General features: G+C 68.8%; 18 protein-coding genes and 2 tRNA genes. 7 read left to right on the top strand and 13 right to left on the bottom strand.

The features are described from left to right. Nucleotides 1–3: 3 nt before the first annotated feature. Both VGT00_10005 and VGT00_10000 read right to left on the bottom strand, forming a co-directional pair. On the bottom strand, nt 4–957 hold the full coding sequence (locus VGT00_10005; protein HEV8531737.1) for a polysaccharide deacetylase family protein: 954 nt from the start codon (nt 955–957) through the stop codon (nt 4–6). Then, complete coding sequence (locus VGT00_10000; GenBank protein ID HEV8531736.1) at nt 954–2,426, bottom strand: putative glycoside hydrolase; 1,473 nt, start codon at nt 2,424–2,426, stop codon at nt 954–956. Before VGT00_10000 ends, VGT00_10005 begins: the two co-directional genes overlap by 4 nt. A gap of 73 nt (nt 2,427–2,499) precedes the next feature. Here VGT00_10000 and VGT00_09995 point away from each other — a divergent pair, with 73 nt between their 5' ends. Beyond that, nucleotides 2,500–3,351: an alpha/beta hydrolase gene (locus VGT00_09995; GenBank protein ID HEV8531735.1), complete on the top strand. Its 852-nt coding sequence runs from the start codon at nt 2,500–2,502 to the stop codon at nt 3,349–3,351. Nucleotides 3,352–3,630: 279 nt separating this feature from the next. Here the strand turns inward: VGT00_09995 and fdhF are convergent, their stop codons facing one another. Both fdhF and VGT00_09985 read right to left on the bottom strand, forming a co-directional pair. Then, complete coding sequence (fdhF, locus tag VGT00_09990) at nt 3,631–6,309, bottom strand: formate dehydrogenase subunit alpha (GenBank protein HEV8531734.1); 2,679 nt, start codon at nt 6,307–6,309, stop codon at nt 3,631–3,633. Nucleotides 6,310–6,368: 59 nt separating this feature from the next. Further along, the gene (locus tag VGT00_09985; GenBank protein HEV8531733.1) at nt 6,369–6,635 is read right to left on the bottom strand and encodes a helix-turn-helix domain-containing protein; all 267 of its coding nucleotides are present in this window, start codon (nt 6,633–6,635) and stop codon (nt 6,369–6,371) included. A 126-nt stretch (nt 6,636–6,761) separates the two neighbouring features. Here VGT00_09985 and VGT00_09980 point away from each other — a divergent pair, with 126 nt between their 5' ends. Next, nucleotides 6,762–7,922: a citrate/2-methylcitrate synthase gene (locus tag VGT00_09980; GenBank protein HEV8531732.1), complete on the top strand. Its 1,161-nt coding sequence runs from the start codon at nt 6,762–6,764 to the stop codon at nt 7,920–7,922. Nucleotides 7,923–8,039: 117 nt separating this feature from the next. Here VGT00_09980 and VGT00_09975 read toward each other — a convergent pair whose 3' ends face one another. From VGT00_09975 to VGT00_09960, 4 genes are read right to left on the bottom strand one after another with little or no spacing between them, the layout of a single operon-like run. Continuing rightward, nucleotides 8,040–10,061 carry an NAD(P)H-dependent oxidoreductase subunit E gene (locus VGT00_09975; protein HEV8531731.1) on the bottom strand — a complete coding sequence of 674 codons (2,022 nt, stop codon included), beginning with the start codon at nt 10,059–10,061 and terminating at the stop codon, nt 8,040–8,042. Nucleotides 10,062–10,071: 10 nt separating this feature from the next. After that, nucleotides 10,072–10,761: a 7-cyano-7-deazaguanine synthase QueC gene (gene queC, locus VGT00_09970; GenBank protein ID HEV8531730.1), complete on the bottom strand. Its 690-nt coding sequence runs from the start codon at nt 10,759–10,761 to the stop codon at nt 10,072–10,074. Further along, nucleotides 10,761–11,435, bottom strand: coding sequence for a 7-carboxy-7-deazaguanine synthase QueE (locus VGT00_09965; protein ID HEV8531729.1), 675 nt, complete (start codon nt 11,433–11,435; stop codon nt 10,761–10,763). Before VGT00_09965 ends, queC begins: the two co-directional genes overlap by 1 nt. Then, a complete protein-coding gene (locus VGT00_09960; protein HEV8531728.1) occupies nt 11,432–11,860 on the bottom strand; it encodes a 6-carboxytetrahydropterin synthase in 429 nt (142 codons plus the stop codon). Before VGT00_09960 ends, VGT00_09965 begins: the two co-directional genes overlap by 4 nt. 89 nt (nt 11,861–11,949) lie before the next feature. Here VGT00_09960 and VGT00_09955 point away from each other — a divergent pair, with 89 nt between their 5' ends. Then, nucleotides 11,950–12,225, top strand: coding sequence for a hypothetical protein (locus VGT00_09955; GenBank protein HEV8531727.1), 276 nt, complete (start codon nt 11,950–11,952; stop codon nt 12,223–12,225). Nucleotides 12,226–12,459: 234 nt separating this feature from the next. Here the strand turns inward: VGT00_09955 and VGT00_09950 are convergent, their stop codons facing one another. Genes VGT00_09950 through VGT00_09935 form a run of 4 tightly spaced genes read right to left on the bottom strand, consistent with a single transcriptional unit; the run spans nt 12,460 to nt 15,989 of the window. Beyond that, nucleotides 12,460–13,179: a ubiquinone/menaquinone biosynthesis methyltransferase gene (locus tag VGT00_09950; GenBank protein HEV8531726.1), complete on the bottom strand. Its 720-nt coding sequence runs from the start codon at nt 13,177–13,179 to the stop codon at nt 12,460–12,462. Then, nucleotides 13,176–14,027, bottom strand: a complete 852-nt coding sequence (locus tag VGT00_09945; GenBank protein ID HEV8531725.1) for a UbiA-like polyprenyltransferase — start codon at nt 14,025–14,027, stop codon at nt 13,176–13,178. Before VGT00_09945 ends, VGT00_09950 begins: the two co-directional genes overlap by 4 nt. Beyond that, the gene (locus VGT00_09940; protein ID HEV8531724.1) at nt 14,027–15,478 is read right to left on the bottom strand and encodes a menaquinone biosynthesis decarboxylase; all 1,452 of its coding nucleotides are present in this window, start codon (nt 15,476–15,478) and stop codon (nt 14,027–14,029) included. The genes VGT00_09945 and VGT00_09940 overlap by 1 nt, the downstream gene beginning before the upstream one ends. Nucleotides 15,479–15,482: 4 nt before the next feature. Further along, the gene (locus VGT00_09935; GenBank protein ID HEV8531723.1) at nt 15,483–15,989 is read right to left on the bottom strand and encodes a permease; all 507 of its coding nucleotides are present in this window, start codon (nt 15,987–15,989) and stop codon (nt 15,483–15,485) included. 65 nt (nt 15,990–16,054) lie between these two features. Here VGT00_09935 and VGT00_09930 point away from each other — a divergent pair, with 65 nt between their 5' ends. From VGT00_09930 to VGT00_09915, 4 genes are all read left to right on the top strand, one after another. Further along, on the top strand, nt 16,055–20,875 hold the full coding sequence (locus tag VGT00_09930; GenBank protein HEV8531722.1) for a GAF domain-containing protein: 4,821 nt from the start codon (nt 16,055–16,057) through the stop codon (nt 20,873–20,875). A 12-nt stretch (nt 20,876–20,887) separates the two neighbouring features. Further along, entirely contained in the window at nt 20,888–21,160 is a 273-nt protein-coding gene (locus VGT00_09925; protein HEV8531721.1) for an HU family DNA-binding protein, read from the top strand. A 49-nt stretch (nt 21,161–21,209) separates the two neighbouring features. Beyond that, nucleotides 21,210–21,283 (top strand) — tRNA-Gln (locus VGT00_09920). Nucleotides 21,284–21,304: 21 nt separating this feature from the next. Then, a tRNA-Glu gene (locus VGT00_09915) sits at nt 21,305–21,380 on the top strand. A 93-nt stretch (nt 21,381–21,473) separates the two neighbouring features. Here the strand turns inward: VGT00_09915 and VGT00_09910 are convergent. Further along, nucleotides 21,474–21,995: site-specific integrase (locus tag VGT00_09910; protein ID HEV8531720.1), on the bottom strand; the 522-nt coding region annotated here is incomplete at its 5' end.

Genomic DNA, 21,995 nt, shown 5'->3' with positions numbered 1-21,995 from the left:
CGCCTACGGGCGCTCCACGACCTTCGCTCCGGGAGAGCGCCGCACCTTGTCCAGGCTCCCCGCCGGGACGGTGATGAGCCCCGGGTCGCCGTCACTGACATAGCGTTCCTGAGGATTGCGTTCGAAGTGGGCGAGCCAGCGGCCGAGCTCGGTCTCGAGGGCCTGGATCCGCGGCAGGCGATAGGGATCGAAGGCCCGCGCGTAGGGCGACGGCGCCGCGCCTCCCGCCACCATGAGGATGGCGTCGTGGCGGTAGCTGTTCTGACCCTCCGCTCCCTCGATGCTCCAGCGAATGTCCGACGGATAGGCGCCCATGGGCAGGGCCAGCGTCCGGATGCGATAGGTGGGGACGTGCCGCTGTATCCACTCCTGGGCCGTGGCGATCTGCTGACGCACCACGCGCTCGGAATACTTGGCGAGATTGGCGTGCCAGAGCGTGTGATTGCCGATCTCGTAGCCGCGGCTGGCCAGGTACTGGAGCTTGCGGCTGGCCAGCTCCTTCTGATTGAAGAGACGGTTCGGCGGATCGGCGCCGGGCAAGACGAAGAAGGTCGCCGCGTGGCCGAACTCCGGGTGGCGCCGCTCGAAGGCCTCGAGGATGCCCACCGCGCAGTCGGGATCCACGCCCCATTCCCCGTTCCTCTCGATGAGCTTGAACTGGCCCGGGGAGGAGTCATCGAAGGTGAGGATGACCGGCGTGGTGCCGCGCGGGACACCGATCTTGCCATCGAGGAAGTCATTGAGGGCCACGAGCCGGTAGCCCCGCTCCCAGAGGCGCTCGAGGTCGCGACGGAAATTGTCCGGCGTGCGAGTCCAGCGCTCTTCGGGCTGGTCGATCTTGTGGTACTCGAGGATCATCACGCGGCCGAGCTCATTCGGCGGAAGCTCGCCGGCCGCGGCGCCGGCCGGCAAGACCAGGGCGCAGGCGAGCAGGCAGGCGCGGAGAGAGCGGATCACGGGTTCGGCGTGGCCCTCGCGGTCGACGTCGCCTTGGGCGGCAGGGCCGAGCCGGTGTAGTCGTTCTTCGGGTTCCACAGCATGTAGCCGACGGCCCCGCCGTCCTTGGCTCCCCGGAGCTGGGCCTTGATCTCGGCCACGCCGAAGATGCGCTTGTCGAAGGCGTAGTCCTTGAAGTCCTGCAGCCACGGTCGCACCACCGTCGGCGCGGGCGCGGAACGCTTGCGCGTCAGCCGCACACTTTCCTTGACGATCTCATACGGCTGGGCCACCGGGTTGCGCACGCCCGGGATCCCACGGTGGTAGCCCGAGGGATAGACCATGGGGCAGATATAGTCGAGATGCGCCGACAGCTCCTCGACGCGCTGGCCGATATCGGTGTCATTCTCGTTGAAGGCCGTATAGCCGAAGACGTCCGCGGCGACGAAGACACCCAGGGGGGCCAGCTCGCGACGGGCCCTGGCCAGGAAGCCCGCGATAGCCGGCAGCCGCGTCTGCGAATTGTTCGCTTGAGAGTACTTGGCCGCCGAGAGCTTGCCGTCGGTGGGGAAGCGGACGTAGTCGAACTGCACCTCGTCGAAGCCCTTGGCGGCCGCTTCCTTGGCCACCGCGATGGCGTAGTCCCACACCTCTTCACGGAAGGGATCTACCCAGGCGAGCTTCTCGTTGTCGATCCAGGGCTTACCCGTCCGCGTGTCGATGATGGCCAGGTCGGGCCGGTGATGGGCGAGGACGGTGTCCTTGAAGGTGACGATCCGGGCGATCGTATAGATGCCGCGCGACTTGAGCCCCGCGATCATGCCGTCGAAGTCCTTGATGATGACAGGGCCCTGCGCGCCCGCCTCGAGGGCGAGGGGCACCTCGGTTCGGTACGGGATGAGCCCCCGATCGCCCTTGATGTCGATGACGACGGCATTGAGCTCGGTGCGCGCCACCAGCTCGAGGACCCGCTCGCGGATGCCCTTGTCCCCGATGCCGTAGTAGGTGAGATAGGCGGCGCGGACCGCCTTGGGAGCGAGGGTGACCGTCATCTCTCCCTCGCCGGCGGTGAGACGGCGGAGCCCATAGCCCGGGGTCTTGATGAGCACGGCCGTGCCCGGCTTGACGGGCTCGGTCGCGAAGCGCCCGTTCTCGTCGGTGAGGATCTCCGTGTCTCCTGTCCAGACGGAGACGCCACGCAGCGGACCGCCCGTCTCTGCATCGCGCACCTGACCCCGCGCGGGCCGCGTGGGGGAGTCCGAAGGCGGTACGAGGGCGAGCTTCGCGGGCCGTCCCGGCGCGTGGGCGACGGGCGGGGCCATCGATTCGGTGGGCTGGGTGGTCTCGGCCTCGACCTGACGCTTGAGGAGCAGGGGGGATGAGAGAAGGAGCCAGCCCGTGACGGCGACCACGGCGAGCGTGCCTACGACGAGCGCTCCATAGAGGAGGGGACGCGGTCTACGCTCGCTCGGCACCGGGAGGAGATCCATTCGCATCTCCGAATCTATAGGGCGAAGCCGATCCGCCCCAAGCTTTTTCTGTGTCCGCGCTACAATGCCCGCCATGACCTCTCGACTTGGCTACATCTGTGACGCGGCGGTGCAGCGCTCATTCATGGTTAACGGCATCTCCCTGCACGCTCTGGAGTGGGGGCAGCCGGGTCGGCCGTCCCTCTGCTTCCTCCATGGCGGCTCAGCCCATGCCCACTGGTTCGACGCGGTGGTCCCGGCCTTCGTTGACAGGTTTCACGTCATCTCCCTCGACCAGCGGGGCCACGGGGAGAGCGGCTGGGCGCCCGACGGCCGGTACGGAACGGAGGAATTCGCCTTGGATCTGGGCGGAGTGATGGATGCGATGGGCTGGAGGCAGATGGTCGTGGTCGGCCATTCCATGGGCGGCCACAATGCCATGGGCTTCTCGGCCTGGTATCCGGAGCGCGTGCGGGGACTATGCGTGGTGGACAGCCGGCCCTCGCTCCCCGCGGAGCGTCTCGAGGCCATGCACCGCCGCGGGCATCGCGGCCCCCGGAGGCACGAGACGCTGGCGGGGGCCCTCGCGAGCTTCCGGCTGCTGCCCGCCGAGACGAGAGCCACGCCCGAGCTCCTGGCGCATCTGGGCCGCCAGGGCATTGCCGAGCGCGAGGGGCGATTCCTCTACCGGTTCGATCCCGATGCCAATGGCGCGCGGCGGCCGGTGGACGGCTGGGCCCTACTGCCCAGAATCCAGGCGCCCACCCTCCTCGTGCGGGGCGGGCTCTCGCCCATCATGCCGGCCGAGATGGCCGACCGGATGGTCACGAGCATCCCCAACGCCAAGCTCGTGACCATCCCCGGCGCCTATCACCACCTGGTGCTCGACGCTCCCGAGGCCTTCACCCGCATCCTCGACGACTTCCTGCGGGGCCTGCCCGACTAGAGAACTCGGAGGGGGGCTCCGCCCCCCTTCCGAAGCCTCCCTCCGACGCAGTGCGAGCCGGAGGACGTCGCGGGCGCAGTACGAGCCGCAGCACGGCCGGGGGCTGGGGCCCCCGCGTGCGAGGCGAGCCGTATGAGGAAGCCCCGCCGTCCGAGGCGAGCAATCTGAGGATTGCGCCGGCGAAGCCGGCGCTCGAAATGGAACATTCCTGCCCGTGAGGGCGTGAAGATTACTGAGACAGACTCGTGGCACTCGAGCGCGGCGCGGAAGCGCGGTGGACTAGACCTTCTCCAGCCGGACGGCACAGACCTTGTATTCGGGGATCTTCGATGAGGGGTCGTGAGCGGAGTTGGTGAGGAAGTTTGCCGCGGAGTCGGCGAGCTTGACGAAGGGGACGAAGATCGCGCCGGGCCGCACCGCGTCCGTGACGTGCGCGAAGCCTTGAAGCTCGCCCCGCCTGGAGACCACGCGCAGCGCGCCGCCTTCGCTCATGCCGAGCCGCCGGGCGTCCACCGGATTGACGGCGATCTCCAGGCGCGGGGCGAGCTCGAGCAGCCCTTGCACTCGTCGTGTCAGGGTGCCGCCATGCCAGTGGTAGAGGAGCCGTCCCGTGTTCAGCACGAACGGATAGTCGGGATCGGGCAGCTCGGCCGCCGTCTCACCCTGGCTCACCGGCACGAAGCGGGCGCGGCCCGTCGGGAAGTCCTCGGCGTAGAGGAAGCGAGTCCCGGGGTGATCCGGGCTGGGGCACGGCCACTGGATCCCGCCTGACTCGAGCCGAGCATGGCTGAGGCCGGCGATGGCTGGCCAGAGCTTCGCCATCTCGTCGAAGATCTCCGAGGGGTGCGTGAAGTCGAAGCCGGAGGCGGGGACGCCAAGCCTTCGGGCCACGCGCTTGGCGAGCTCGCAGCTGATCCACCAGTCGGGTCTCGCCTGGCCGGGCGGGTCCAGGGCCTTGCGCACCCGCTGCACCCGGCGCTCGGAATTGGTGAAGGTGCCTTCCTTCTCGGCAAACGCCGCGGCGGGCAGGAAGACGTGAGCGAGCTCGGCCGTCTCGTGCATGAACAGATCCTGGACCACCAGGCAATCGAGCTGGCGCAGCGCCTTGTCGGTATGGTGGAGATCGGGCTCGGCCAGCATGGGGTTCTCGCCGACGACGTACATGGCGCGGATGGTGCCGTCGAGGCAGCCCTCGGTCATCTCGGTGACGACGAGGCCGGTCTTGCCCGGCGGCCGCACACCCCAGACGCGCTCGAAGCGCGACAGGCTCGCGGGCGAGTAGTCCGCGTAGCCCGGGAGATTGGTCGGCACCGCGCCGGCATCGCCGCAGCCCTGGACGTTGTTCTGGCCGCGCAGCGGCGAGATGCCGGAGCCCGCGAAGCCCATCTGTCCCGCGGCCAGCGCGAGATTGAGCAGGGCATGCGCGTTCGCGGTGCCGTTGACGTGCTGGGTGATCCCCATGCCCCAGATCAGGCAGGAGCCCGAGAAGGCCGGCTGCGCATACCAGCGCGCCGCCTGCGCGATGTCGTCTCGCGGCAAGCCGGTGATCTGCTCCGCGTACTCGAGGGTATAGGGCGCGAGCGAGGCCACCCAGGCCTCGAAGCCCTCGGTGCGCGAGTGGATGAAATCGAGCCGGGCCAGCCCCTCGTCGAGGATGAGCTTGGCCATGGCGTTGAAGAGGGCCACGTCTGTGCCGGGGCGCTCCTGCAGCCAGAGATCGGCCTGGTCACAGAGCTCGATGCGCTTGGGATTGATCACGATGAGCCGCGCGCCGCGGCTCACGGCCTTGCGGAGCCGGATGGCGATGACCGGGTGATTGGCCGAGGCATCGGCACCCACCACCATGAGACAGCCCGCCTCCTCGTAGTCCTGATACGAGTTGGACGTTGCCCCGGAGCCCATCGAGGTCAACATGGCCTCGACGGACGGCGAGTGGCAGAGCCGCGTGCAGTGATCCACGTTGTTGGTGCCCATGACCACGCGCGCGAGCTTCTGGATGATGTAGCCGTCCTCGTTGGTGGCCTTGGCCGAGGCGAAGGCCCCGAAGCGCTCGCGATTGCGGGCCAGGCCATCGGCAGCGGCTTCGAGGGCCTCGTCCCAGCTGACGTCGCGCCACGCGCCGTCGCGCTTGACCATGGGCGCGGTGATGCGGTCGCGCGAGTGGACGAAGCCCGTGCCGAAGCGGCCCTTCACGCAGAGCGTCCCGAGGCTCGAGCGGTTCTCGGGGACGTCCTCGGCCATCACGGCCAGCTTGCCGTCCTCACGCACGTTGAGCTTGATGCCGCATCCCACTCCGCAATAGGGGCAGGTGGTCTCGATCTGTCGCGCGATGGCCGCGGGCTTTTCCTTGGGGCGCAGCGCGCCCGTCGGGCAAGTGGCCACGCACTGTCCGCACGAGGTGCAGATGGAGGACGACATGAGACCGTCGCCGGCCACGCCCACGCGCGCATCGTGCCCGCGGCCGATGAGGGAGATGGCACCGATGTGCTGGACCTCCGCGCAGGCCGTGGTGCAGCGGCCGCAGAGAATGCAGGCCTCGCGATCCAGGACGAAGAAGCTCTTGGAGTCGTCGACGGCGAAGTGATGATGCGCAGCCACACTCGGCCGGGCGAGCGCGTGCCGTGAGGCCGCCTCCCCGAGCTGACCGAAGCCGTCGCGATCAGGCAAGGGCGTGAGCATGGACCAGGTCAGATCGAGCACGGCCCGACGCGTCTTGACGGCCTCGGGGTGCCGGGTCTCGACGATCATCCCGTCGCGCGCAGGCAGGTGGCAGGCGGCGGGCAGGCCTCGCTGGCCTTCGACGTGGACGAGGCAAGTTCGGCAGGCGCCCAGGGGCGGCCGATCCGGGTCCTTGCAGAGCTGGGGCAATGCCAATCCCAGCCGATTCACGGCATCCAGCACCGTGGCGCCGGTGGGGACTTCGATCGATGTGCCGTCGATAGTGAGGCGGAGGCTCATGGGGATCCCATCAATCCCGAGTGCGCCCTATCATACCTCGCGCCCCGGGTCAGGCCGCGTCAGTCCCTGATCCAGGACTCCGCGAGAGGAATGTCCTCAGGGGATACGCCGATGGGCGCCCGCTCGGCGCGGTCTCCGGTAGACGCGGACAGCCTGAGCAGGTCCTCGACTTCCGCTCGCCGGTAGAGCCGCTGGCGCTTGATGCCCTGGCGATAGCTTTTCAGGAAGCCCCGGCTGACATAGGCGTAGAGAGTCTCGCGCTTGATGCCGAGGAGGGATGCCGCCTCCTCACCCGTCAGGTATTGCTCGCCGTCCAGAAGGACCATCACGCCATCCTATCAGCCCCAAACGGGCTTGATCTAGCATTGTCCAGTTGAATCAACATAAATCAAGTATAATGCTGCCTAGGCAAGCAAAGTGTTCCTGAACGCCGGAGAGCAAGGAGGACAGACATGGACACGACGTGGAAAGCGGGTCTCGAGGACGTGGTTGCCGCGCGTTCGGCCATATGCCGCGTGGACGGGGAGGCGGGGCGGCTCTACTACCGCGGCTATGAGATCGGCGATCTGGCCGGGGGAGTCAGCTTCGACGATGTGACTTATCTCCTCTGGTTCGGCGAGCTGCCCACCGATTCACAGAGGGCGGAATTTGCGACCGGACTGGAGCAGGCTCGCGGGCTCGGCTCCGACGTGCTGGCGCTCCTTCGATCGCTGCCTCCGGACTGCCACCCGCTCGATGCCCTGCGCACGGCGGTCTCCCTGGCCGCGACCAGCGACCCGGACGTCGGCTCGAGTGAGCCCGACGCGAACCTCCGGAAAGCGCGGCGCCTCATGGTGCTGGTGCCGGAGACCGTGGCGGCCTGGCAGCGCATCCGGACCAAGCGCGAGCCCGTGCCCTCCCGGCGAGGCGGCTCGCACGCGGCCTACTTCTACTACCTGCTCGAAGGGCGGGAGCCGTCTCCCGATGTTGCGCGTGTCCTCGACGTCGTCCTGACGCTCCACGCGGACCACGAGTTCAACGCCTCCACCTTCGCGGCGCGCGTGGCCGTGGCGACCATGGCGGATCTTCACGCCGCGGTGGTGTCGGCCATCGCCACCCTCAAGGGACCGCGCCACGGCGGCGCCAATGAAGACGTCCTGACCATGCTGCGCGAGATCGAGGACCCTGCCCGGGCCGAGGCGTTCGTCGAGAGTCGCATCGGCGCCCGGGCGGGTCTTTCCAAGCACGAGCGGGCCAATCCCAAGGCGCGCATGCCCGGCTTCGGGCACCGCGTCTACAAGGTCGACGACGCCCGCGCCCGTGTCCTCCGGGGCATGGCCAAGAGCATGGCCGAGGCGACGGGGCGGGGGCGCCTCTTCGAGGTCGCCGAGCGCCTCTACGACGCCATGCGGGCGCGGACCACGCTGCCCGTCAACGTGGATTTCTTCTCGGCCGTCGTGTACGACGCCCTCGGCATCCCGCCGGATCTCTGCACGTCCATCTTCGCCGTGGGACGCGTGGCGGGGTGGTGCGCGCATGCGCTCGAGCAGTACTCGGACAACCGACTCATCCGGCCCCGCGCCGACTATATTGGCGCGGCGCCTCGCGCTCTCGAGGTGAGCGCGCGCGTCTAGGCTGGACTATTCAAGAGCGCTCGTACCGCATCCGGACCCCCCCCCTCACCCCCTGCCCTCTCCCTCGGAGGGGGAGAGGGCAGGGTGAGGGGGGCGTTGTCTCGCGAATAGCTCGGGCTACGCCATGTCGGGGAAATCGCGGAGCGCCGCGAGGAGTGATAGAGGCGCGGCCTGCCCGAGACCGCACAGCGAGGCGACGCGCACGACCTCGGAAAGCTCGGTGATGGCGGCCTGATCGAGGGCGCCCGGGGCGTCGAGCATGTCGCGAAGCCGGGCTGTGCCCTCACGGCAGGGCGTGCACTTGCCGCAGGATTCGCGCGTGTTGAAGTCGAGCAGGGTGCGAATCACCTCGCGGATGGAGACGGTCTCGTCGAGCGCGACCAGCCCGCCCGTGCCCGGATTGACGCGGCCGCCGGGCAGGAGGGGCTCGTCGAGATCGCGCGGGGGCACGATGGTGCCCGAGGGCCCGCCGACCACCACGCCCTTGAGCGCGCGCCCGCGGGGCACGCCGCCGCCGATGCGCTCGAGGAGATCACGCAGCGTGCTGCCCATTTCCACCTCGACCACGCCTGGCCGTGCGACGTGGCCGGAGAGGCCGAAGCACTTGGTGCCATGACCCCGGCCCAGGCCCGCCCACCACTTCTCGCCGCGCGCCGCGATGAGCGGCACGGCGAAAAGCGTCTCGACATTGTTGATAACGGTGGGCTTACCGAAGAGGCCCGCTTCGGTGGGAAAGGGGGGCTTGGGCCGCGGCATGGCTCGGCGGCCTTCGAGTGACTCCATGAGCGCCGTCTCTTCGCCCAGGACGAAGCCGCCGGCTCCGCGCCGTATCTCGACCTCGACGGAGAAGTCGCTCTCCAGAATACGCGCGCCGACGAATCCCCAGCCTCGCGCGGACTCGACGGCGTCCTGAATCCGCTGGGCGGAGAGGTGGGCCTCACCGTGGATATACAGGATGATCCGGGTCGCCCCCGAGGCGTAGGCGGCGAGGAGCGCGCCTTCGAGGAGCCGGTGGGGATCGCCCTCCATCAAGTGCCGGTCCTTGAAGATGCCCGGTTCCCCCTCTTCGGCATTGACGATGAGGTATTTTGGCGAGCCGGGAGCCTGACGCGCGCCTTCCCACTTCGTCGCCGCCGCGAAGTAGGCGCCGCCGCGGCCGCGGAGTCCCGCCGCCTTCACGGTCTGGGTGATGTGCTCGGGGCTCCGTCCGGCGAGCGCCTCGGCAAGCGCGGCGTAGGAGCCGCGCCGTACCGCGTCGGCGATGTCATGAGGGTTCACGACGCCACATCGCGAGGTCAGCTCGCGCCGCTGGTGGCGGAGGAAGTCGGTGACGCCGGGGTGCGGCTCGACGCGCTTGGCCAGCGCGGCATCGAGGAGGGCGGGCACCCTGTCGGCGGTGACCTGGGGCAGGAGCTGACTCGTCCCGTCTGGATGAATGACCGTCAGCGCGGGCGCGGCCCAGCAGAGCCCCGAACATCCCGCGGGGACGACTGGCGCCTGGAGGCCTCGTCGAGTTACTTCGGCGTTCAGCGCGAGCAGAGTCTCCCCCGCTCCCACCGAGAGGCTGCACGATCCCACACCGACGACCAGAGTCAGACCACGGTGGGCGAGGCTCTGGGCATGGCTGACCAGCTCGAAGTACGACGAGCGGTCAGCCGTCGCGGGGCCATCGATCCTGAGAGGGCTGGATCCGGGCGGGGGAGCATTCAGCACGTGCTCCAGGTCTTGCACCCTGATGCGCCCGTGGTACTGATGATCGACTTCAAGGACGGGGGCCACCGAGCAGTTGAATGCGCAGTCGAAGGGCTCGAGCGTGACCGTGCCATCGGCAGTCGTTGCGGGTGCGTGCGCTCCCAGTCGCCGTTCGAGCCATTCGAGGCATTCAAGGCCGCCACTGATCCGGCATGACACACCCGTGCAGACTCGTACTACGCGCTTTCCCGGCTCGCTCAGCCTGAACTCCGGATAGTGGGTGGCCACCCCGTAGACTTCGCTCGCGGGGACGCGAAGATGCGCGGCCACCGCGGCCAGGGCACCGGAGGGAATCCAGCGGAGATGGTGCTGGACCGCCTGGAGGGCCGGCAGCAGCCAGGTTCGCTCTCTCGGGAAGGCGTCCAGCGCCGCGCGCCAGTCGCTCACGGCAGGGGAATCAGCGGGCCGAAGGGACGGGGTCGGCAAGGCGCGCTTCGGCAAAGCCCTTCTTGCGGAGCAGGCAGGAGTCGCAGAGCCCGCAGGCGCGGCCATCGGGCTCGGGCGCATAGCAGGACCAGGTCAGCGAGAGGTCGACGTTCAGCTCATACGCGCGCGCCACGATCTGGGCCTTGCTGAGCTCGATGAGCGGCGTGTGGACGCGGAATCGGCTCTTGCCTTCGACGCCGGCCCGGGTGGCGAGGTTGGCCAGCTTCTCGAACGCCTCCGTGAACTCCGGCCGGCAATCGGGATAGCCCGAGTTGTCGAGGGCATTGACGCCGATGAAGACATCCTCGGCTCCCAGCACCTCCGCCCAGGCCAGGGCGTGAGAAAGGAAGATCGTGTTCCGCGCCGGCACATAGGTCACGGGAATGCCGGTGCTCATGGCCTCTTCGCTCCGGCCCTTGGGCACGTCGATCTCGGCCGTGAGGGCCGAGCCGCCGATGGCGCGGAGATCGAGACGGAGCGTCAGGTGCTGGACCGCACCCAGCGCCGCCGCCACCTTCTTCGCCGACTCGAGCTCGCACGCGTGGCGCTGGCCATAGTCGAAGGACAGCGCGTGGCATTCATAGCCCTCGGCGCGCGCGATGGCGAGGGTGGTCGCCGAGTCGAGCCCACCCGAGAGGAGGACCACGGCCTTGGTCGCCATCACACCCCTCGCTTCGCGCCCCAGAGCAGCACGTGCAGCCGCGGAGAGAAGCCAAAGCCGTGGCGCTTGCAGGCCTCGACCACCCACGGGGAGCGCTCGATGAGTTCATCGCGGCGCACCGCCTCGGGCTGAAGCAGGATGCGGGCCCGCGGCAGGGCGAAGCGCTCGGCCAGCTTGAGCACCTCGGCGAGATCGGCGTCGTCCGTGACCACGAATTTCCACCAGGCATCTTTGGCGAGAAAGCCGCGGATGGCCTCGGGCTGGATGCGCCGCGACTCGACCACGCCGGAGCCGGCAAGCTTGATCGAGACATTCCACTGGATGGCGCGGTGGACCCTCGGCGGCGGCAGGATGCCGGAGGTCTCGACCTCGATGGTGAAGCCGCGGGCCCCCAGGCCTCGAAGCAGAGGCACGAAGAGCGATGATTCGAGCGGCTCGCCACCGGTGACCACCGCGCGACGGCAGGGAAAGGACGCGGCCTCGCCCACGAGCGCGTCCACTTCCACGGCGTGTCCGGCGGCGGCGTCCCAGGAGTACTTGGTATCGCACCAGGCGCAGCCGACCGAGCAGCCCTGGAGCCGCACGAAGACGGCGGGCAGCCCGGCCGTCGCGCCCTCGCCCTGGATGGAGTAGAAGACCTCGGCGACGCGCCCGGCCGGCGCCAGGCTGCTCACGTGAGCGGCCGGGAGATCGCGCTGCCGCAGCTGGGCGTCTCGCGAATCGCCACACGCTCGAGCGTGATGCCTGCGGGCAGCTGGCGCTCGAGTCGCGTCCAGGCCTCGCGCGTGAGCACCTCGGCGGTGGGCTGGCCCTCGAGGAGCACGACCCGGTCCGGGGCCTGGTGCTGCACCTTGCGGATGGCCGGGCCCAGCGGATCGTCGGCGGCCAGGAGAGTGGCATGGTCCCAGAGATCAAGGACGGCCTTCTTGACCACATCACGCAGGTCGTCGAAATCCATGACCATCCCGAGCGGATTGAGGTTCGGAGCGCTGACCGTCACCTCGAGGTTGTACGTGTGGCCATGGAGCCACGCGCACTTGCCCGGGTGTCCGGCGATGCGGTGCGCCGCGTCAAAGACATACGCCGTCGTCAGGTCCATAAGTCTTCGGAAAGCCTAGCATGAGAAACGGCTTGCGGCCCTGGGGAGCAGAGTGCTATCTAATGATACCGATTCGAAAGGGGGCCCCCATGGCTATGAGCCTGACCGATTCGCTCAAGCACAATCGCTACAGCGTGGTGGCGGTGGACGCGGCCGCGGGTCGCCTGCGGGTCCGGAGCGAAGCCGAGCTGTGCACGGACTTCGCGTGCGGCGAGGCCGAGGTGGTCACGGACGAGGGGCGCTCCCACTCTCTGGCGGACATCAATCCGGGCGACATCATTACCCTCGAGCACAAGGACGGCCGCGCCAGGGAGATCCGCGTGGTGCGCCGGGTCTTCGACGAGTACTCCAGCCCCGAGTGGTAAGTCGCGCCTGACCTTTCGCTGATCACTCAAGGCCTCGGGTGTTTACCCCCGGGGCCTTTCGTTTTCCCCTAGTTTACTCAGCCCTCGCCTCAGGGCTTCGCCCTTCAGCTCGAACAGCGGCCCTCTCCCCAAAGGGGAGAGGGATTCTCTTGTCTGATCGCTCTCCTCCATTTGGGGGTTTCTCTCCTTTGATCCCTCTCCCCCATCGGGGGAGAGGGCAGGGTGAGGGGGCATTCAAGCGACTCCGGTGTGGATGGTCACCGTGCCGAAGCCCAGGCGGCGGTATTTGACGCTGCGCAGGCCCACGTCCGTCATCAGGGCGGCGAGGGCGGGCGGGCCGAGAAAGCGATCCACCGATTGCGGCAGATAGGTATAAGCCTCGCGGTCGCCGCCGATAAGCGCGCCCACTCTCGGGACGACATGATGGAAGTACATACGGAAGAGGGGCGCCCAGCCCGGAAGGTCCGCCTGGGTGATCTCGAGAGCCACCACGCGGCCCCCTGGTCGTAGCACGCGCCGCATCTCGGCCAGTCCGTGCTTCAAATCGGCCAGGTTGCGCAGCAGGAAAGCTGAGGTCACGAACGCGAAGGTACGCGGGCCGAAGGGCAGCTCGAGGGCATCGGCTTCGAGGAGAGCGAGCCGGCCCGCGCTCTCGACCTCGCGGCCCTTCGCCTCCGCCACCTGGAGCATGCCGTGGGCGAAGTCGGCGCCCACGATGAGCCGATGCCGATGGATCTCGCAGAGCTCGAAGGCCAGATCGCCCGTGCCCGTGGCCAGATCGAGGCCCGGTCCCTCGGGCGAGGGGATGGTCTCGCGCGCCGCGGCCCGGCGCCAGCCATGGTGCATGCCGAAGGTCATGAGGCCGTTCATGAGGTCGTAGCGCCCCGCGATGCGGGTGAACATGCCGCGCACGAAGCGCGCCTTGCCCGGCCCTTCGCCGAGGCCGCTCGTCATAGGAATCGCCCGCCCACGACCGCCGCGAACAGGATGAGCGCGATATAGCCGTTGACGTTGAAGAAGGCGATATCGAGCCGTGAAAGGTCGTCGGGCGACACCAGCGAGTGCTCGTAGATGAGTAGCCCCGCCACCACGACCACGCCGACCCAGTAGAGCCAGCCGAGCCCCGTCATCACGCCGAGGGCGGCAAAGGCGCCGACCGTCAGCACGTGGCACACTTGAGCGGCGCGGAGGGCGGCCGCGATGCCGAAGCGCGCGGGGAAGGACTTGAGGCCCACGCGCCGATCGATCTCCACGTCCTGGCAAGCGTAGATGAGGTCGAAGCCCGAGATCCAGACGGTCAGCGCGAACCACAGCACGAAGGCCGGAGCCGCGAAGCTTCCACGCACGGCGATCCAGCCGCCGGCCGCCGCGATGCCGTCGGTGAAGCCGAGAATCCAGTGGCTGGTCCAGGTGAAGCGCTTCGTGTAGGAGTACCCGATCAGAAAAAGGGCGGCCCAGGGGGCGAGCTTGAAGCAGAGCGGGTTGAGCTTCCAGGCCGAGACGGCGAGAAGGGCCGCGGAGAGGATGGCGGCGGCGAGCATGTGCCAGGGCTTGAGGAGCCCCTGCGGAAGATGCCGCCCCGCCGTGCGCGGATTGTCCGCGTCGATCGCCCGGTCGGCGAAGCGATTGACGCTCATGGCGAGGGTGCGGGCTCCGGCCATGGCCAGGGTGACCCAGATCGCCACGCGCCAGCCCGGCCAGCCGTCGGCCGCCAGCACCATGGCGACATAGGCGAAGGGCAAGGCGAAGACGGTGTGCTCGAACTTGATCGCGTCGAGGAAGTGTCGGAGGGTGCCGGGCACTACAGGCCGTACTCTTGCCAGCGCCTCGTGACGAGCGCGCGGATCTCCTCGCTCATCACGATCTCCTCGGGCCATGACTGGCCGATGCCGTCCATGTCCGACTTCTCGGTGGCGTCGACGCCCAGCTTGCCGCCGAAGCGGTGGCGGACGGAGGCATGGTCGAGGTCGTCCGCGGGCCCGTCGACGATGAGGAGGTCGCGCGACGGGTCGATATTGCCCGTGGCCCGCCAGGCCACTTCCGAGAGGTTGTGGACGTCGACGTGCTCGGAGACCACCACGATGTTCTTGGCCAGCATCATGAGCCCGAGCCCCCAGAGCGCATGCATGACCTTGCGCGCCTGGCCTGGATAGCGCTTCTTGATCGAGACGATGACCAGGTTGTGGAAGATGCCCTCGGCCGGCATGTTCATGTCCACCACCTCGGGCAGGAGGAGGCGGATGATGGGCAGGAAGATGCGCTCGGTCGCCTTGCCGAGCCAGTAGTCCTCTTGCGGGGGCCGTCCCACGATGGTCGTCGGATAGATCGGCTGCTTGCGACGCGTGATGGCCTTGAGGTGGAAGACCGGATAGTCACGCGCCAGCGAATAGTAGCCCGTGTGATCACCAAATGGCCCTTCGAGACGCCGCTCGGCGGGATCGACGAAGCCCTCGAGCACGATCTCCGCCTCGGCGGGGACCTCGAGATCGATGGTCTTGCAGGCGACCATGGGCACCCCGGCGCCGCGCAGCCATCCCGCGAACACCATCTCGTCTATGCCGGGGGGCAGCGGCGCCGAGCCGGAGTAGATCGAGACGGGATCGCCGCCCAGCGCGATGGCCACCTCCATCGGCTTGCCCTGCTCCTGGGCGACCCGCTCGTGCTCGGCCGAGCCCTTGTGGGTTTGCCAGTGCATGCCGAGGGTCCGGTCGTCATGGACCTGGAGGCGGTACATGCCCACGTTGCGAGCGCCCGTGACCGGATCACGCGTGAACACCAGGGGCAGGGTGATGTACCGTCCCGCGTCGCCCGGCCAGCAACGCAGGATGGGTAGGCGCGCCAGGCTCGGCTGATCGGTCTCGATCACCTCCTGGCAGGGCGCGGAGCGCACGCGCTTGGGCCCCGCCTTGGCGACGTCGAAGAGATCGCCCAGCTTTCGCAGCTTGTCGAAGAGGGAGCCGGGCATTCTCAGATCCAGCAGCTTGGCCACGCGCGCCGAGAGGTCGTGCAGGTGCTCGACGCCCAGCGCCGCGGCCATCCGCTCGGGCGAGCCAAAGGCATTGATGAGCACGGGCACGTCGAAGCCGTCGACCTGCTCGAAGAGGAGGGCCTGGTTGCCCTCGCTCCGCCCTTTCGACACGCGATCGGTGATCTCCGCGATCTCCAGATCGCGCGAGACGCGCGCCCGCACCCGGCGGAGCTGACCGTGCTTCTCGAGGTGGGCGACGAACTCGCGGAGGTCGTCGAAGGCCACGCGGCTACTCGTGGTAGTAGACCTTGACGAGCCAGCCCGCGAGGATGGGGAAGGTCAGGCTCGACACCGCCCGCACCATGACGAAGTGCCAGCCCATGAGGGGCGCCTCCCAGGCGATGATGCGCTGGATGCCGAAGAGCGACCAGGAGGTCATGTAGGCCACGAGTGGTCCCAGGGCCATGCCCGAGTTGGCGAGGACGACGAGGAGGGGCACGCTGACCATGGGCCCGCCGGGCGTGAGCAGACCTGCCACCGAAGCGAGGATGATGGCGCGCATGCCGGACTTCTGTCCGAAGTATTTGGCCACCTGCTCCTGTGGGATGAGGACCTGGAGCATACCGGCCAGAATCAGGGCAGGGACGAGCCGCGGCAGGATGAACCAGATCAGCTTGAATCCCGTCTTGGCCCCGAGGAACGGCAAACTGGGATCCTTCCAATAGGCGATGCTCGTGGCAACGAGGGCCAGGACAAGCAAAACGACGTTGGAAAGCTCGAACGGGCTGCGCGGCATGCGGGCATTATACGACACCCCTTGAGCTATACTAGTTCGGAGCCGGCTCTCTGCTGCGCTCATTCATGCGCCTGACGATTCGGTCCAAGCTCATCCTTCTCGTGCTGGCGGTGCTGCTGCCGCTTCTCGTGGTGGCCGCGTCGAAGTTCTGGCGTGACCTCGATGAGGGCCGGCGCTCCGCCCAGCAGGAGCAGATCGACACGGCCCGACTGGTGGCCCGCCAGCTCGACGAAGTCATCGCCGGCCAGGTCGAGAACCTGGTGGCCGTCGCCGCTGTTCACAGCTTCGAGCGCGTCCAGGATTCCGCGCTGGCCGCGCTGGCCGTCCGGGTCCGCGATCGGCACCCCTTCGTGCTTCGCTTCTACACCACCGATCCGGCCGGGCACGTGCTTGCCTCGAGCGACGGACGCGCCGCGACGACCGCCACGGCCTCGCTGAATCGCGAGACGATCGAATCGGCGCTGCAGAGTGGAGCGGCCCTGGTAGGCCCGCCCGAGGTCCGGCGATCCCCCGAGGTCGGACAATCCCATGACCAATCCGTGGTGCCGATCGTGGTGCCCGTCCACGATCGGCTCGGAGCGCCCGTGGGGCTGGTCGCCGCCGAGCTGGACCTCCAGATGCTTTCGCACTATCTCAATCTGCTTCCCCTGGGCCACGATCAGATCCTGGCCATCGTGTCGACGAGCGGCGCCATCCTCGCGCGCACGGGCGATCCCGCCAAGTTCCTGCGCCGTGATCTGGGCACGATTCCAGAGGCGAGCGCGCTTCTCCGCCGCGGCGTCGGCATCGCCGAGTGGCGCTCGCCGGAGGGCGTTCCCCTTCTGGCCGGCGCGGCCAGCATGAGTGGGGCGCCGTGGCTCGTCGTCTCCGGGGTCCCCTCGGAATCGGCCTACGGACCCGCGGCCGCCCGGTTCAAGCGCGATCTGATCGGGCTCTCGACGGCCATGGTCCTGGCCTTGCTGGTGGCGTGGCTCATCGGCCACCGCATGCACAGCTCCGTGCGGGCGCTCATGCGCGGCACGCGCGAGCTGGACGCCGCCGAGGGGCCGCCCATCACCGTGCCGACCAAGGACGAGCTGGCCGAGCTGGCCGAGCAGTTCAACCGCGCCATCGGCGATCGGCGGCGCACTGCGGCTGCGCTCGAGGGGCGGCAGCGGCGGCTCCGGGCCCTGGCCGACATCAACGTGGCGCTCTCGCAACAGCTCGACCTGGAGCCGCTCCTCCAGCAGATCACCCTCACCCTGTCCTCGCTCACGGGCGCGCGGACGGTCGTCTTCTGGATGGCCGACACGGCTCGGGGCCGCATCACCCGTCGCGCCTGGGCCGCCGATGTCACCATCGACTCCGTGGACCTGCCCACCGAGCTCACGTTCGATCAGGGCGCGGTGGGGTGGATCGCCCGCCAAGGTCGCGCGCTCTTCATCGAGGACGTGACCCGGGACCCGCGCATCATGGCTACGGACTGGGCCATCCGCCACGCCCTCTACGCCTTCGCCGGCGTGCCCGTCGTGGCGGGCGGCGAGCTCCTGGGCGTGCTCACGCTCAATCTCCGGCGCGAAGACATCCTCAGGGAAGACGACGAAGCGCTGCTCGTGTCCTTCGCCTCACAGGCCGCGGTGGCCGTGCGCAATGCGCGGCTCTTTGCCGAGACCGAGGATAAGCGCAAGGCGGCCGAAACCCTCGCGGGCCTTTCGCGTGCTCTCGCGGAGGCCCTCGACACCGAGATCATCTCCCAGCAGATCTCGGACAGCCTGAGCGCCCTCCTGCACACGGGGACGGCAGGCTTCTTCCGCGTCGACCCGGCCACCGGGGAAGTGCGCGCGGTCGCCCTCACCGGCTCCTTCGGGACGCTCAAGCCCGGCGATCTCTGGTTCCCGGCCGGCATGGGCGCCGCCGGCCTCGCCGTGCGCGAGCGGCGGCTCATCACCACGCCCGACTTCCTCACGGATCCGCGGATCACGTTCAGCGAGGAAACCCGGGCCCGGATGGCGGGGCTGCCGTACCGCTCTGTCCTCACGCTGCCCTTGATGGTGAAGAACGAGGTTGTGGGCGTGCTCTCCGTGGGCGACCACGCGGGCCGGATCTTCAGCGAGGCCGATCAACGGCTGGCCCGCGCCTTCGGTGACCACGCGGCCCTGACGCTCGACAAGGCCCGGCTCTACGCGGAAGCGACGCGACGGCGGCACGAGGCCGAGGAGCTGGCTCGGCTGGCGCGCGCGCTCACCGAGAGCCTCGACGTCACCGCGGTGGCCGAGCGCACGGTCGAGCACGTGAACGCGGTGTTCTCGGCGCGCTCCGCGGTGATCCGGCTTCGGCGCCGGGACGGCTCCCTCGTCGCGCTGGCCTCGGGCGGGATGGCGCGAGAGCAGATTCCCCCCGGACACGTGCTGCCGCCGGGCGTGGGCATCAGCGCGCGTGCCGTCGCCGAAGGGCGGGCCGTGTGGTCGCCAGATATCAACGCCATGCCGGGCGTAGTGGTGACGGAGGATCTCCGCAGTCGGAACGACGGCTCGCAGATCGCTGCCGTGCTGGCCGTGCCGCTCCGGACGACGTCGGAGATCATCGGCAACCTCGCGGTGGGGGACATGACCGGGCGCGAGTTCACTCCGGCGGAGGCGAGCCTGCTCCAGACCTTCGCCGACCAGGCCGCGCTGGCCCTCGAGAACGCGCGTCTCTACACCGAGGCGACCCGGCGTCAGCAGGAGGCCGAGGAGCTCGCCCGCATGGCCCGGGCGCTCACGGGCAGCCTCGAGGTGCACGAGATCGGTCGGCGCATCGTGGACAGCGTACGGCCGCTCCTCCACGTGCAGTCGGCGGGCTTCCGGCTGCTCCAGCCGGACGGCTCGCTGGCCATGCTCGCCCATGGTCAGGCCGACAGCGTTCACGCACCGTACGGCCATGTGATGCCGGCCGGCTACGGCGTCACCGGCCGCGTGGTCGCGGACGGCCATGCATACGCGACGGCCGACATCACCAGCGACCCGACCATCCGGTTGACGGATGACGCGCGCCGCCGCATCGAGCAGACCGGTAACGGCGCCTTTGCCGCGGTACCCCTGCGGGTCCAGGGCCGTCCGATCGGGGCGCTCTCGGTGGCGGACACGACGGGACGCGTCTTCACCGAGGTCGAGGTGGCCCTGCTCCAGACCTTCGCCGACCAGGCCGCGCTGGCCCTCGATCACTCGCGGCTCTACGAGCAGACCCGCGAGCGCCTTAGACACGTCGAGTCCATTCGAGAGGTCATCGAGCAGATTCTCGTGCCCTTCAGCCTCGAGGAACGGCTGAATCTGATCGCCCGCAAGGCCGCCGAGCTTTTCGACGCGGATCTGGCCCTGGTCGGGCTCCGCCCCGAGAGCCAGGACCATCTCGTGATCCGCGGCGGCTATCAGCTGCACGAGGGCGAGCTGGGCCAGCGGCTCGAGCTCGGCGAAGGCGCCCTCGGGCTCGCGGCGGAGCGGCGGGACGGCGTGCTCGTCAATGACTACGCGAGGTGGTCGGGACGCATCCAGCGCCACTTGACCCCCCGGCGGCGCGAGCCGCTCCGGGCGACCATCGCCTGTCCGCTCCTCGTCCGCGGCGAGGCGATCGGCGCGCTCTCCGTCGCGTACATCGCGAAAGAGCGCCAGTTCAACTCCGAGGACGTGGATCGCCTGGCCACTCTGGCCGCCCCCGCCGCCCTCGCCATCGAGCACAGCCGGCTCTACGACCAGCTGGCCTCGCGCCTGCGGGAGCTGCAGGACACCCAGGCCCAGCTCGTGCAGGCGGGCAAGCTCTCCGCCGTGGGCCAGCTCGTCTCGGGCGTGGCCCACGAGCTCAACAACCCGCTCTCCGTCGTCATCGGCTATGGCCAGCTCCTGCGCGGCAAGCCGCTGCCCGCCGATCTCAAGGGCCCCATCGAGATGATCGTCTCGCAGGGCGAGCGCATGGCCAAGATCGTCCAGAGCCTGCTGCTCTTCTCGCGCCAGCGGAAGCCCGAGCGCGCCCCCGTGCTCGTGGCGGCCGTCATCGAGCAGACGGTGGCGCTGCGGGCCACCCGCCTGCGCCTCTCGGGCATCAAGGTGGACTTCGATCAGGAGCCCGACGTGCCGCCGGCCGAGGGCGATATCCATCAGATCCAGCAGGTCTTCCTCAATCTCCTGCTGAATGCCGAGCACGCCATCCTGGGCAGTGGGGTGGGGGATACCATCCGCGTGCGCGCCGCCTCTCGCGTGGCGGACGGCAAGCCGTGGGTGGTGGTCGAGTTCGCGGACAACGGCCCCGGCATCGCGCGCGAGGTCCTTCCGCGCATCTTCGAGCCCTTCTTCACCACGAAGAAGGTGGGGGAAGGCACCGGGCTCGGCCTGAGCGTGTCCTATGGCATCGTCCAGCAGCACGGCGGCCGGCTGACGGTGGAGAGCGAGCCCGGACGCACGGTCTTTCTCATCGAGCTTCCGGCCGCGGTGGGCGCCGAGCCGGCGCCGCCTGCGGGCCCCGCGCACCAGCCCGGAGTCTATGGCTTCGGCCGGCGGGCCCTCGTGGTGGACGATGAGCCGGGCATGGTCGACCTCGTCACCACGCTCCTGAAGGAGGCGGGCTGGCAGGTGGAGGTCGCCGCCACGGGGCGCTCGGCCCTCGAGCGCGTGCGGGCGAGCCGCTACGACGTCATCGTCTCGGACATTCGCATGCCGGACGGGAGCGGGGAGGCCTTCTACCGCGCGGCCGTGCAGGAGCAAGCGGGGCTGGCCAGGCGCTTCGTGTTCATCACAGGCGACACGGCCAATCCCTCGGCCTGGCAATTCCTGGAAGAGGCGCAGGCGCCCGTCCTCGAGAAGCCCTTCGCGGCCGACGATCTCTTCCGCGCCATCGAGCGTCTGACCATCTTGACTTCGCGCGCCGCCTTCGAGTAGAGATGTGAGGCCATGACCAAGGCCGATCTTGTCGCCGCGATGGCCAAGGCCTCGGGCGGGAGCAAGGTGTCCGCGGAGCGCGCCCTCGACTCCTTCTACCTGAGCGTCTTCGACGCCCTCAAGAAGGGACGACGCGTGACCATCGGCGGCTTCGGCACCTTCATGGTCAGCAAGCGGGCCGAGCGCAACGGGCGCAATCCTCGCACGGGCAAGGCCATCCGCATCCCCGCCACGCGCGTGCCGCGCTTCAAGCCCAGCCGCTCGCTCAAGTCGGCTGTCCTCTAACCCCGCGCCTTGACAGGGCGGAAGAGCCACACGTACACTCTGCGAGGGTTGGGAGATCGTCTAATGGTAGGACGCGGGGCTCTGGACCCCGTAGTGGAGGTTCAAGTCCTCCTCTCCCAGCCAATTGCCTCGTCTCGCCGGCGCGGCCCCATCGTCTAGAGGCCCAGGACACGGCCCTCTCAAGGCTGAAACACGGGTTCGAATCCCGTTGGGGCCACCAGGCTGTTTTTGTTGATGTTCTATGGCTGCATGTTCGAGTCGCGTCGCCGACGGGATTCGAACACGAAGCCGCTCTTGTCGCGTTTCTTCCTCGCTAGTGGCTCAGGACGTCGAGCGCTTTCGCTTCGTAGAACTCCACGGCGTGTTTGAGCGCGGCCGGCCGGATCTGAGCATACAGCTGCGTCGTCTCGATCCGCGTGTGCCCGAGTAGCCCGCGGACCTGCTCCAGATCATGGTGCTGCTCGTAGACCTCCATTGCCACACCGTGGCGGAGGTCATGGGGCTTGAGCATGGGGTAGCCGATCTGCCGGCCGTAGGTCTTGCAGAGGCGCCAAATGTTCTTGCCTTCCATCGGCCGGCGGACGATGCCCTGGCGCCGCTGCCCGTAGGTGGACCAGAAGAGCGGCGTGTCGGACTTGACGTCGTCAACCTCGGTCGACAGGTATTGCGAGACGTAGCGGTCCAGATACTGCGTCACGGCGGCGGGCAGGGGAATGTCGCGGGTCCGGCCGCCTTTCACCGGGACGTTGCGGAGGCCCCAGCGGCGGTCCAGATTGCGGACGCGCAGCGTGGCGACCGACTCCCGCCGCATCCCTGAGTAGCGGAGGATCAGAAA

It is taken from the genome of Candidatus Methylomirabilota bacterium (genome assembly GCA_036002485.1).
Taxonomy (GTDB): domain Bacteria; phylum Methylomirabilota; class Methylomirabilia; order Rokubacteriales; family CSP1-6; genus AR37.
Note: the sequence above shows the minus strand (reverse complement) of the source record. Positions and strands in the feature narration are given on the sequence as shown.